The 12092-nt window shown below is 73.5% G+C and carries 8 protein-coding genes; 4 read left to right on the forward strand and 4 right to left on the reverse strand.

The genetic code is table 11. From position 1 onward, the window contains the following. Positions 1-423: 423 nt before the first annotated feature. Positions 424-1227 (forward strand): SAM-dependent methyltransferase, encoded by an 804-nt coding sequence (locus ACFPCY_RS23310; RefSeq protein ID WP_378258465.1) that lies wholly within the window; start codon positions 424-426, stop codon positions 1225-1227. Between the two features lies 1 nt (position 1228). Here ACFPCY_RS23310 and ACFPCY_RS23315 read toward each other — a convergent pair whose 3' ends face one another. After that, positions 1229-3688 carry a helix-turn-helix transcriptional regulator gene (locus tag ACFPCY_RS23315; RefSeq protein ID WP_378258467.1) on the reverse strand — a complete coding sequence of 820 codons (2460 nt, stop codon included), beginning with the start codon at positions 3686-3688 and terminating at the stop codon, positions 1229-1231. Between the two features lie 332 nt (positions 3689-4020). Here ACFPCY_RS23315 and ACFPCY_RS23320 point away from each other — a divergent pair, with 332 nt between their 5' ends. Beyond that, complete coding sequence (locus tag ACFPCY_RS23320) at positions 4021-4602, forward strand: dihydrofolate reductase family protein (RefSeq protein WP_378258469.1); 582 nt, start codon at positions 4021-4023, stop codon at positions 4600-4602. A gap of 352 nt (positions 4603-4954) precedes the next feature. Here the strand turns inward: ACFPCY_RS23320 and ACFPCY_RS23325 are convergent, their stop codons facing one another. Then, complete coding sequence (locus tag ACFPCY_RS23325; protein ID WP_378258471.1) at positions 4955-5644, reverse strand: response regulator transcription factor; 690 nt, start codon at positions 5642-5644, stop codon at positions 4955-4957. A gap of 101 nt (positions 5645-5745) precedes the next feature. Next, complete coding sequence (locus ACFPCY_RS23330; protein WP_378258473.1) at positions 5746-5994, reverse strand: hypothetical protein; 249 nt, start codon at positions 5992-5994, stop codon at positions 5746-5748. A 352-nt stretch (positions 5995-6346) separates the two neighbouring features. Between ACFPCY_RS23330 and ACFPCY_RS23335 the strand changes: the two genes are divergently transcribed. Both ACFPCY_RS23335 and ACFPCY_RS23340 read left to right on the forward strand, forming a co-directional pair. Continuing rightward, a complete protein-coding gene (locus ACFPCY_RS23335) occupies positions 6347-7699 on the forward strand; it encodes a HAMP domain-containing sensor histidine kinase (protein ID WP_378258475.1) in 1353 nt (450 codons plus the stop codon). 431 nt (positions 7700-8130) lie between these two features. Further along, a complete protein-coding gene (locus ACFPCY_RS23340) occupies positions 8131-9432 on the forward strand; it encodes an MFS transporter (RefSeq protein WP_378258477.1) in 1302 nt (433 codons plus the stop codon). A 613-nt stretch (positions 9433-10045) separates the two neighbouring features. On the opposite strand, the gene ACFPCY_RS23345 is transcribed toward ACFPCY_RS23340, so the two are convergent. After that, a complete protein-coding gene (locus ACFPCY_RS23345) occupies positions 10046-12070 on the reverse strand; it encodes a tetratricopeptide repeat protein (RefSeq protein ID WP_378258479.1) in 2025 nt (674 codons plus the stop codon). Between the last annotated feature and the right edge of the window lie 22 nt (positions 12071-12092).

Raw genomic sequence — 12092 nt, forward strand, 5'->3', positions numbered from 1 at the left:
CGACTTGGCCCCCCTCCCGCCCCCACCCCCCAAAACCCCGCCACCACGGGGGTGGGGGTGGGCCGAGGTAGGGGGTGGGGGGTTGGTCGGGGTGGAGGGAGAGGCGGCGGAGGGCGTCGGCGTGGAGGTGGATTCCGTACCAGCCGTGCCAGCGGCCGGTGGTGTCCGGGCCGCACATGAGGTCGATGCGGATCTCGTGTTCCTCGAAGGGGACGCAGTGGACGCCGCGGTCACGCAGTCAAGCGTGGACGGCGGTCATCGGGTGCGGGCAGCCGGGGACGTTCTCCCAGCCGGCGATCCTGATCCACTCGTTCTGCGACATGTGTCCATGATGCCCGACTGGCGGCTTTTGGTGGCTGGAGGTCCGGGGACGGGCGGAACGACTAATGTTGGCCGAAAGGTCCTTGGGTGAGGGGAGTTGTCGTGGGCGGCACTGAGGTCGGGGGCTCGCGGATCGACTCGTCGGTTCCGCATTCGGCGCGCGTGTGGAACTACCTGCTCGGCGGCAACGACAACTACGAGGTGGACCGGGAGGCGGCGGAGCGGTTCATCGCGACGTTCCCGGCGATCCTCGCGATCGCGCGGGCTGACCGGGCCTTTCTCGGAAGGGCCGTCCGGCACCTGGTCGCCGACCTGGGGATCCGGCAGTTCCTCGACATCGGCACCGGGCTGCCGACCATGGACAACACGCACGAGGTCGCGCAGCGCATCGCGCCCGAGTCGCGGATCGTCTACGTGGACAACGACCCGCTCGTCCTCGTGCACGCGCGCGCGTTGCTGACGAGCACGCCGGAAGGCGCGTGCGACTACATCGAGGCCGACCTGCGCGACCCGAAGACCATTCTGGAGCGGGCGGGCAAGACGCTCGATTACGGCCGGCCCGTGGCGATCATGCTGCTGGGCATCCTGCACTTCGTGCACGACCTGGACGAGGCGCACTCGATCGTCCGGACGCTGCTGGACGCGGTGCCGTCCGGGAGTTTCGTCGTCCTCACGCACTCGACGCTGGACTTCGACCGGGACCCGTCCGCGCAGGCCGAGGCGCAGAGCGACTGGAACGCCAAGTCCGCGAACCCGATGCGGCCGCGCACCAAGGCGGAGGTCGAGTCGTTCTTCGAGGGGCTGGACGTCCTGGAGCCGGGCGTGGTGTCGATGACCCGGTGGCGTCCGGAGTTCGAGGGCGCCGACGAGGTCGCCGGCTACTGCGCGGTCGCGCGCAAGCCCTGAGCTAGAGGTGGTCCCTGGCCAGGGCGGCCAGTTCGGTGCGGTTGGCGACGCCGAGTTTGGCGTAGACGTGGGACAGGTGGGTCTTCACCGTGCCGCGGCTCATGAACAGGCGTTCGCCGATCTCGGGATTGCTGAGGCCCTCGGCGGCGAGTTGCACGACGCTCAGCTCGGCCGGGGTGAGGCTGGCCCAGCCGCTGGACGGACGGCCGCGTCTCCCCCGCATCCGGTGGACGGACTCCACTGCTTCGCGGAGTTCGGTTCTTCCTGCGGTTGGGACGTCGATCTTCAGCAGGCGCGGATCGTCGGTGAGATGGGGAAGGGCCAGAGCGGCGTCCAGCCATAGGCCGTGCTCGATGCGGAGCGACAGAGCCTCGTGCCGCAGCTCTTCCGCGCGGGACGGAGAGGCGTGTGCGGATTCGTCTAGCGCGTCCCCGATCGTTCGGGGGAGGTTGGCGGCGCGCGCGATTTCCAACGCGCGTGCGGCGGCGCGCGCGATTTCCGTCGCGCGTGCGCACGAGGCTTCGCCTAGCGCGCGCTGAGCCGCGGCTATGACGACGAGAGTTTGCGGGGTTGCGACGGTCTCGCGGGTCAGCCACGCCAGGGCGCCCTCGGGGTCGCCTTCGGCGAGGTGCAGGCGGCCGATGGCGCGGTGCAGGCCGGGGACGAACGGCGGCCTGGCCTCCTCCAGCATCCTGATCATGGGTTCGAGGACGGCGCGGGCCGCGTCCGTCCGCCCGGCGGTGATCTCGACCGTGGCGAGGACGGACGCGGCCAGGCCGATCCGGTGCTGCTCGGCCAGCGGACGGGCGACCTCGACCGCCTCGGCGGCCAGGCGGCGCGCTTCCGGGAGGTCGCCGGTGTGCAGGGCGCTCTCGGCGAGGAAGGCGAGCGCGGTGGACGCGACGCCGCGGTCGCCGCGTCCGGTGAGGCCGGCGACGGCCGCGCGCAGCAGCGGGACGGCCTCGTCGTGGCGGTCGCGAAGCTGGTGGATCATGCCGAGGAGCGCGGTCGCCCCGTCCGCGACGAAGCCCGCACCGGACGCCGAGTTCCGGACGTGCTCGGCTGTCGCTCGCGCCGCGTCCGGATCCCGGCCCAGCAGGCCGAGCGCGCAGAGCAGGCGGGCCAGGGCGGCGGTCTCGGCGTCCCCGGCCTCGGTCGCGATCTCCAGCGCGGCCTCGGCCACGTCGTAGTCGAGTCCGCGCGGATGGTTGGTGTCCGCGACCAGCGCCAAGCCGGTGAGGAGGCGCGCCTGGAGGGCCGAACGGTCGTCGGGGCGCGTCTCGATCGCGCGGCGCAGCAGGACGAGGCCCTCGGGACCGCGCCCGCCCAGGTGCCAGAGCCAGGGCAGGCGCGCGGCGAGCTCCCGGCCACGGGACGGATCGTCCGAGGTCAGGCCGTGTTCGGCGGCGGCGCGCAGGTTCTCGCGCTCGGGCGTGATCGCGGCGCGCCAGGCGTCCTTGTCGCGGTCGAGCAGCGGAGCGGCGGCGGCCGTGAGGTCCAGGCAGGCGGACAGGTGGCGGTCCCGGACCTCGGCCGCGTCGGGCGCGTCCGCGAGCACGGCGGCGGCGTACTGCCGGACGGTCTCCAGCATCCGGTAGCGGCTCGTCTCCCCGACTTCCGCCGTCAGGAGCGATTTGTCCACCAGGGAGCGCAGGCCGGGAAGGATCGCCGCGTCGCCGAGGACGCCGAAGGCGCAGACGCGGCGGGCCATGTCGAGGGTCACGCCGCCGTGGAAGGCGCCCAGGCGGCGGAAGAGGATCCGGTCCGGCTCGTCCAGCAGGCCGTGGCTCCACGCCATCGACGCCGCGAGCGTCTGCTGGCGCGCCGGGACGCCGCGCGGCCCCCTGACCAGCAGGTCGAACCGGTCGTCCAGGCCGTGCAGGATCTCCTCCGGCGAGAGCGTCCCGGACCATGCCGCCGCGAGCTCGATCGCCAGCGGGATGCCGTCCAGGCGGGCGCACGCCGTCCGGACGGCCCGGCGCGCCCCCGCGTCCTCGAAACGCCGGCCCGCACGCGCCTCGAACAGGCCGAACGCGTCGTCCGGACGCAGCGACGGCACCCGCCACACGGTCTCGCCGGGAAGGCCGAGGGGTTCGCGCCCGGTCGCGAGGACCGTGGCGTCCGGACGGGTCCGCAGCACGTCGAGGACGGCGTCGGCTGCCGCCTCCAGGACGTGCTCGCAGTTGTCCAGGACGATCAGCACCGGCTCGTCCGGCGGGATCCCGGCCGCCCCGACCAGCTCGGGGACGACCAGCGGATCGGTGGTCGCGGACAGGTCCGTCCAGCGCACGGCGTGCTCCCACCGGCGCGCGGCCTCCGCGGCGAGCCGCGTCTTGCCGCAGCCACCGGGACCCGCGACCGTGACCAGCCGGGCGCCCGCGAGCGCGGCGGCGAGAGCCTCCAGCTCCGGCCCGCGGCCCACGAACCCGGTCAGCTGGACGGGCGGCCGGTCGCTCCCCATCGTCCTCCGATCTCCGTCCACGCGCGCATCCGCACCACGCATCTGCCCGCGCCGCGAGCGTCTGCCCGCGCCGCGCGTCTGCCCTGCGGACATCAGCGCGCGAACGCCTGCCCCTCGGACGTCTGCGCCGCGGACGTCTGCGCCGCGGATATCCGCCACGCGGGCGTCTGCGCCGCGCGCGTCTGCCACGTGCGGGTCTCGACCTTAGACGCGCGGCCGTCGGGTCGGCCACCGGCGACGCGCATATCGGCCACCTGGCAGATGTTCCGCCCCCGGCCCGGACGGCAGTCTTGAGACATCAGGAAGACGGAAACGAAAAAGGGAGCAGGACAATGGCCAAGGTCATCGCGAACATGTCGATGTCGCTGGACGGATTCATCGCCGACACCGCGGACGGAATCGACAATCTGTTCGGCTGGATGGGAAATGGCGAGATCGAGGTCCCGACCGCGGTCGAATGGGCCACGTTCCGGATGTCGCCCGCGAGCGCCGCCTACATGAAGGAGGCGCTGGAGAACGCCGGGGCGCTGATCACGGGCCGCCACCTCTACGACATCACGAGCGGCTGGGGCGGGAAGCACCCGCTGGGCGTGCCGGTCTTCGTCGTGACGCATCGGCTGGACGCCGAGGCCCCGTCCGACGCGTTCACCTTCGCCGGGAACGTGGCGGAGGCCGTCGCCGAGGCGAAGAAGGCGGCGGGCGACCGGAACGTCGTCGTCGCCAGCGCGAAAATCGCGCAGCAGTGCCTCGACGCGGGTCTGCTGGACGCCATCCACGTGGACCTCGTCCCCGTGCTGCTCGGCTCGGGCGTCCGCTGGTTCGAGAACCTGGCGAAGTCCCCGGTCAGGCTCGGCGACCCGGTCGTCATCGAGGGCCACGGCGTTACGCACCTCGCCTACGAGGTCCAGCGCTGAACCGCCGGACGCGCGCCGACAGCCCCCAACGCTGAGAGGCCGGACGTGCGGGCGGCGTGGCCCAACGCTGAGAAACCGGACGTGCGCCAACTGGCCCGCATCGCTGAAAGACCGAGCCGGCGGCGCGCAGCGCCGAGAGGCCGGACGTGCCGGCGGGGGCGTGCGGGCGCTGAACACCCCGAAGTTCAGCGCCCGCACGCCCCCCGCCGCCGCCCCGCCACTTCAGCGGACGCCAAACCGGCCGCTTCAGCGGACGCCTCCACTTGGCCGCTTCAGCGGACGCCGCCGGCGCGTCCGGCGGGGGTCGCCGCCGTGCGACGAGCCAGGCCGCCGCGGCGGCGGGTTAGGCGGGTCAGGCGGGTTCGTAGCGGTAGCCGCGGCCGCGGAGGGTCGTGATCGCGCGAGGATCGGCGCCGTGCTGGGCGAGCTTGCGGCGCAGGGCGGAGATGTGGACGTCCAGGGTCTTGGTGGGGCCGAACCAGTTGACGTCCCAGACCTGGTCGATGAGCTCCTCGCGGGTGACCACCTCGCCCGCCCGGGAGACCAGGCAGGCCAGCAGGTCGAACTCCTTGGGCCGCAGCGCGATCTCCGTGCCGTCGAAGGTGGCCCGGCGGGCGGCCAGGTCCAGGCTGAGGCTGCCGGATCCGACGAACCGCTCGTCCGCCTTGGACGCGCTGCTGCGCCGCAGGTGGGCGCGGAGCCGCGCCATCAGCTCGGTGAGCCGGAACGGCTTGGTCAGGTAGTCGTCGGCGCCCGCGTCGAGCGCTACGACCACCTCGAACTCCTGCGTGCGGGCGGTGAGGACGACGATGACCGTGTCGGTGAGGACCGAGCGCAGCCGGCGGCAGAGCGTGACGCCCTCCATGTCCGGCAGGCCGAGGTCGAGCAGGATCAGGTCGGGCGCGCGCGCCGAGACGCGCTCCAGCGCGTCCTTGCCGGTGGCCGCCCAGCCGGGCTCGTATCCCTGCGCCGCCAGCGCCTCGCCCAGCTCGGTGCCGATGACCTCGTCGTCCTCGACGACGAGTACGTATGGTCCCGCCATGGCACCTAGCGTAGGTGCCGCCAGGTTAGCGTGACGTTCACACCCGTACCGGGCGTTCACCCCGGTCAACACGCGTTCCCCCCGATCGGCGCGCGGCCCCGCTACGCCGGTGCGTCGTGGCCGGACTCGGGGGCCGGACGGCTCACGCCGCCGCGCTCCGGCTGGCGGCAGTAGGTGTTGCGGGACGTCATCTGGAGCGTGTCGCTGACGGTGTCCACGACCTTGGAGAGGCGGGACCCGTTGTGCGGCTCCGCGGCGCACGCCGAGGACAGCGGCGACCGCGCGACGTGCCCGAGCCCGAGTGTGGCCAGCACCGCCAGGGCGAGGACTCCGACGAGCACCTTGCGCATGTTGTGGGGCCTCCCGGCACGTGACGTTCCGACTCGCCGGACCAGGCTAGTCGCCGCCGGGTGAGAAGTCCTTCCCGTCGTGGTTATGGTTGCGTTTACCTTCCCCGCGAACCGGCCCGGATATCCTCCGGTCAGCGCGGGCGCCCAGGTGGGCACGGTGCCCGGGGTGGGCGCGGCCGCCCAGCTGAACGCCGGGCGCACAGGCGAACACCGAACGCTCAAGTGAACACCGGGCGCACAGGTGAACGCGGGGCGCTCAAGTGAACGTCGGGCGCACAGGTGAACACTGGGCGCGCAGGTGAACACCGGGCGCACCGGTGGACGCGGGTGCCCGGGCGGGAAGGGGAGGCCGATGCCGGTCGGGAAGACGCGCGCCGCGAGCACGCCGCTGCGCCGCCAGCTCCTGGTCACCATCGTCGGCATCACCTCGATCGCGGTGCTGGTGCTGGCGCTGCTGCTGGCCGTGGCCGTCCAGCGGCTGTACCACAGCGAGGCGATCACCAAGCTGGAGCGGGACGCCACCCGCGTCGCCGCTACCGCGCCGGACGACGAGGCGCACAACCCCCGGCCGTTCGCCAAGCCGGTCGGGCTGAACAGGCGCCTGGTCGTCGGGATCTACCGGGTGGACGGCAGCCGCATCGTCGGGGACGGGCCGCGGATCTCGCCGCTGGCGTCCGAGGCGGCCAACGGACGGCTGCACGAGTCGGTCGAGGACGGCACGCTCACGGTCGTCGCGCCCATCCCGTCCGAGGTCGGGGTGACCTCGATCGCCCGCGTCGGCATGCCGCAGGACGAGGTGAACGACCGACGCAACCGGGCCTGGCTGCTGATGGGCGTGTTCGCCGTGGTGGTCATCGGGCTGGCCGCCGCCGCCGCGTTCTACCAGTCGCGCCGCCTGGCGCGCCCGCTGGAGCGGCTGACCCGCGCCGCGCAGTCCCTCGGCGACGGCGACTTCACCGTCCGCGCCGAGCCGTCCGGGGTGCGCGAGGCGGACGAGGCGGGCCGCGCCCTGGAGGTCACCGCGCGCCGCCTCGGCTCGATGCTGGACCGCGAACGCGCCTTCAGCGCGGACGTCTCGCACCAGCTCCGCACCCCGCTGACCGGCCTGCTGCTCGGCCTGGAGTCCGCCCTCGAACGGCCCGGCGCCGACCTCACCGCCGCGATCCGCGCCGCCGTCCGGCGCGGCGAGCACCTGCGCGACATCATCGACGACCTTCTCCGCCTCGCCCGCGACGCCGGCCCCGACGCCGAGGTCCTGGACGTCCCGGACCTGCTGGACGACCTGCGCTCCCGCTGGTCGGCGACGCTCGCCGGCGTGGACCGCCCGCTGTCGGTCACCGCCCACGACCCGCTGCCCGAGCTGCACGTGAAGTCCTCGGCCGTCCGCCAGATCCTGGACGTCCTGATCGACAACGCCGTCACCCACGGCGCGGGCCGCATCACCGTCGAGGCCAGCGACATCGGCGGCGGCCTCGCCATCGACGTCTCCGATGCGGGCCCCGGCGTCACCGACGACGCCGAGGACATCTTCGCCCGCCGCCACTCCGCCTCCGCCGACGGCCACGGCATCGGCCTGGCCCTGGCCCGCTCCCTCGCCGAGGCCGAAGGCGGCCGCCTCGTCCTCCGCCGCCCCTCCCCGCCCATCTTCACCCTCCTCCTCCCCGCCGCCGAACCCCTCCCCCCGACCCCTCACCGCCACCCTTGACAACAAAGGCCCCACAATTGCTTTTTCAAGGATCAACTTCGCGATAACCGCCCCCTTGGGGAGGGCATTACCCGACACCCCCTAGGCTGGCCGTGTTGGGCATTCTGTTCGCCCTCATCCGTACACCCCGTATGAACCGTGCGTTTCTTTCCTCATGGGCGACACAGATGGCATTGGCAGGGGACGCGGCCGTCTCGAAACTCACCCTCGGGACCGAGTCCGCAACCGCAGCGCGACCGACGCCCCCATGCCCCCTCGTCATGCCGCATCTCCCGGTTCGCACCGATCCGGCGGTTCCGCCCGAACCAGCGCCTTGTACGGCTCTGCCCGAACCAGCGCCTTGTACGGCTCTGCCCGAACCGGCGCCTTGTACGGCTCTGCCCGAACCGGCGCCTTGTGCCGAGCCGACGGGTTGGAAGCTGCGGTTCGGGTTGCTCTGGACCGGTTCGGCGGCCTCGCTGCTCGGCGCGATGAGCGTCACGACCGCCGCTCCCCTGCTCGCGTTCACGCTCACCCGGTCGCCCGCGTTCGTCAGCTGGGTGGTCGCTGCGGGCACCGTCCCCGGGCTGCTGCTGCACGTCCCCGCCGGAATGCTCGTGGACCGGCTGGACCACTGGCGGACGATGCTGGTCAGCCAGACCGTCCGGACGCTCATGTCGGTGGTGGTCGTGGCGACGCTCGCGGCCGGGGTGTTCCGGCCTTCCGTGCTGGTGCTCGCGGCGCTGGTCAGCGGGGCGTGCACGACGTTCTACAACGTCGCCGAGGTGACCGCCGTCCCGCGCGTCGTCCCGGCGGAGCGGCTCCAGACCGCCATGGCGCAGAACGAGGGCCGGGCGAACGGCGCGATGCTGCTCGGACGTCCCCTCGGCGGCGTCCTGCACGCCGTCGGGACGGCCGTCCCGTATGCCGCCGACGCGATTTTCGGGCTCGCGTCCATGGTGGCGATCCTGACGCTGCGTTCCGCATGGCTTCGGGGACGAACGGGCCACAGCCACAGCACCGCTGAGCGCTGGGTGCATACCCCTGCGGTCAGCGCGGACGGTCCGACCGACCGGCAACGCAGGTCGCTCACGGCCGAGATGTTCGAAGGGCTGAAATGGCTGTGGCAGTACCGTTTCCTACGCACGACATTGATCGCATGTACGGCCACCAATCTGCTCTTCCAGATCGTGACGCTGCTCTTGGTCGTGCGCGCGCGCGAGGCCGGACTCCCTCTCGCCGGGGTCGGCGTGCTACTCGCCGCGCCCGGCCTGGGCGGTTCGTTCGTCTCCGGCTATGTGGCCGTCACGCACAGGCGCCGTTACGGAAGGCGGCCGATCCGGCTCGTCCGGTTGTGCATGGGGGCGTGGCTCGGGATGACCGTGCTGCTCGCCGCCGTCCCGTGGGCCGGGGCCTGGATGGTCGCCTGGGGCGGCGTCGGGTTCGTCGGCGCCCGGCTGAACATCGCGCTGTCCACGTACCAGGCCAGCCGGACCCCGGCCGACCTGCGCGGACGCGTCGCCGGGACGAACCGGTTCGTCACCCTCGGCGTCGCCCCGATCGGGACGATGGTCGGCGGCGTCGCGATCACGACGGTGGGGGCTCCCGCCGTCGCGTGGGCGGTGCCGGCCGCCATCGCCGCCACCGGCGTCCTGCTGTGGACGGCCCGGCGGGCCCGGCTGCTCCGCCTTCGGCGGCGGCTTCGGCGACGGCTCCGCCGGGACGCGGTGCGGGCGCCGATGGCGCCCGCGTGAGGGCCCGCCCGACCTTGCCCATCAGCTCGTGGAGGTCGCCGTCCACCTGCGCGGCACTGCGCCGATCCTGTTTCCCGGCGTCGCCGAGGCCGTGGAGCCAGGCCCGGCGCACCTCGGCGCGCAGCGCGTCGACCGGGTCCGCCAGTTCCGGGTCCTGGCCCGCGGCGTCCAGGAACGCCTGGATCTCCCGCACGGCCGTCCGGTACTCGTCCGAGACGCGCCGTCCACTCGCCAGTTCCTCATCGTCCTTGAGGGTGTCCAGGCCGCGGAGGTGCTCGATCAGCCGGACGGTCACGCCGAGGTCCACGATCGCGTTGTTCATCGACCGCAACGCCTCGCGGACGCGCTGCTCGGAGGCGTTCGCGCGCTCGGCGTCGCGCGCGTCCGCGGCGCGCCGCCGCTCGTAGGAGTGGCCGAGCCGCGCGGTGACGACGCCGACGACCGCGGTGAGCGCCCCGGTGACGACGGCGGTCCCGCCCGTCACCAGCGCCGTGGCAGTGGAGCCCATACCGCGATCATCCGTTCTCGACGGGCGTCCGTCCGCGTCACATGCCACACCCGTCGCACTTCCCGCACGGCATGCCGCGCCCGACTCGGTGCCGCACGGAAGTCGTCAGACGTCTGCCAGCAATCGCCACGCCTCGGCGCGCAGATGCTCGGGCAGGGGCGGGTGCCGCGCCTCGACCGCGCGCGTCGCGAGGTCGGTGGCGGTGCCGGTGTCGCCGGTCATCAGCTCGACCTGGGCCGCCCGGTACAGCGCGGGGCCGCTCTCCGCGCCCGCGGCGACGACCTCGCCGATCTCCTCGCGGGCCGCGTCCAGCCGTCCGCGATGGGCCAGGGCGAGCGCGCGGGCGGCGCGGGCGGCGGGGTCGGCGGCGCTGCCGAGCCGGTCCAGGTCGCGCAGCGCCGACTCGGACTCGCCGCGATCGGCGAGGATCTCGCCCCGGATCTCCAGCGCCTCCGGCACGTCCCCGTGGCGGTTGAGCACGCCGCTGAGCACCGCGAGCGCCGCTTCGGGACGTCCCGCGCGCCACAGCATCCGCCCCAGCCCCACCTGGACGGACGCGTCGCCGGGAGCCAGGTCGGCGCCGCTGCGCATCAGCCCGACGCCGCGTTCGACGTCCCCGGCGGCGAACCTCGCCCACCCCTCGGCGGCGAGCTGCCGGACGACCGCGGCGCTGTCGTCGATCGTCTGGAGGAGTTCCCCCGCGCGTTGATAGCAACGCCCCGCTTCCTCGAAGCGTCCGTGCAGGTAGGCGATGTTGCCGAGGACGGTCTGCACGTCCGCCTGGAACCCGGCGCCGGTGTCCGGATGCCCGGCGGCCGAGTCCGCGAGCCTCCGCGCGAGCAGCGACTGGCCGTCGGCCAGCGCCGCCTCGGCCGCGCGCAGCCGTCGCCACGGGTCGGTTCTCGTACGCGGATGTCCGCGTTCCGGCCGCTCGCCCAGCCGGACCAGCGCCGGTGCCAGTTCGGGATGCTGGAGAACGTCGGTCGGCGCACCGTCGTCGCAGGTGCTCTTCACCAGGTGCGCTTCCCTGAGCAGGAGCAGCGCGGCGTCGGACGGTTCGGCGCGTGGCCGTCCGAAGACACCGTCTCCGTGGACGGACCCGACCCCCTTGGGGTGCGGCGGTATCCCGGCCGCTCGACGCGCGACGTCCTCGGGCGTGCGTTCCCACCTCCTGAGCGTGGACCGGTCGTCCTCGGCTCCCGAACCCGCCGCACGGGCGGCGGAGTCCAGATCGTCCGCGATGTCACTGACGGCCCTGGCGCAGAAGTCGGTGACGATGTCGTCCAGCCCTGGGACCATCCGCTCGGGGACGGCGTCGCCGGCGTCACCCAGGCGATCCCACAGGGCACGGCAGACGCTCTGGAGCAACGCCGGTTCGACGGCGGCGTCCTCGTGCGCCGCGCTCAACTCGTCGACCAGCCGTTCGGCCGCGCGGTGCTCGAACGCCCGGCCCGCCTGCCGCGCGGGTTCGACGACGGCGTCCAGCGCCGCGCCGCGCGCGAGTGGCGCGAGATGGAGCTCCGCGGCCGGAAGCCCGTGCCGGGCGACGACGCCGAGCAGGTCCTCGGCGTGTTCCTCACGGACCGACAGCAGCAACCGGACGCCGGGATCGGCGGCCACGGCCGCGAGCAGCTCCCGCAACCCGTTCGCCCTGCTGACCGCGGCGCCTCCGGTGAACCAGCGCTCGGCCCGGTCCACCGCGAGGAGCACCGGTCGCATCACGCCGGGGCGGCCACGCCGCGTCCGGCGGAGTAACGCACCGACCGGATCGACCTCGCCGGGCGGCTCCCGCCACGCGGCGAGCAGCGCCAGCAGGTAGGGATCGATTTCCGGGAACCCCGCGTTCGGCAGGACGCGCCCCTGCGGTTCGACGGCCAGCGGGCTGACGTCCGCGACCGGCGCCGGCGCGCGGTGCGCGTCCTCCAGCAGCGGGACGGCCCCCGCCCGGATCAGCGACGTCCGGCCGCAGCCGCTCGGCCCGCGCAGCACCGTCACGGGACGGTGCGTCCAGAGCTCCGCGAGCAGGCGCGACTCCGCGGCGCGGCCGAAGAAGCGGTGCCGTTCCCCTTCGGTGAACGGCCTGAGGCCGGGATAGGGGTTCAGGTCGGGACGGGCCGTGAACTGGTCCACGTCGCCCACTCCTCAGCCCGGT

This window comes from Actinomadura gamaensis (genome assembly GCF_042652125.1).
Classification (GTDB): domain Bacteria; phylum Actinomycetota; class Actinomycetes; order Streptosporangiales; family Streptosporangiaceae; genus Spirillospora; species Spirillospora gamaensis.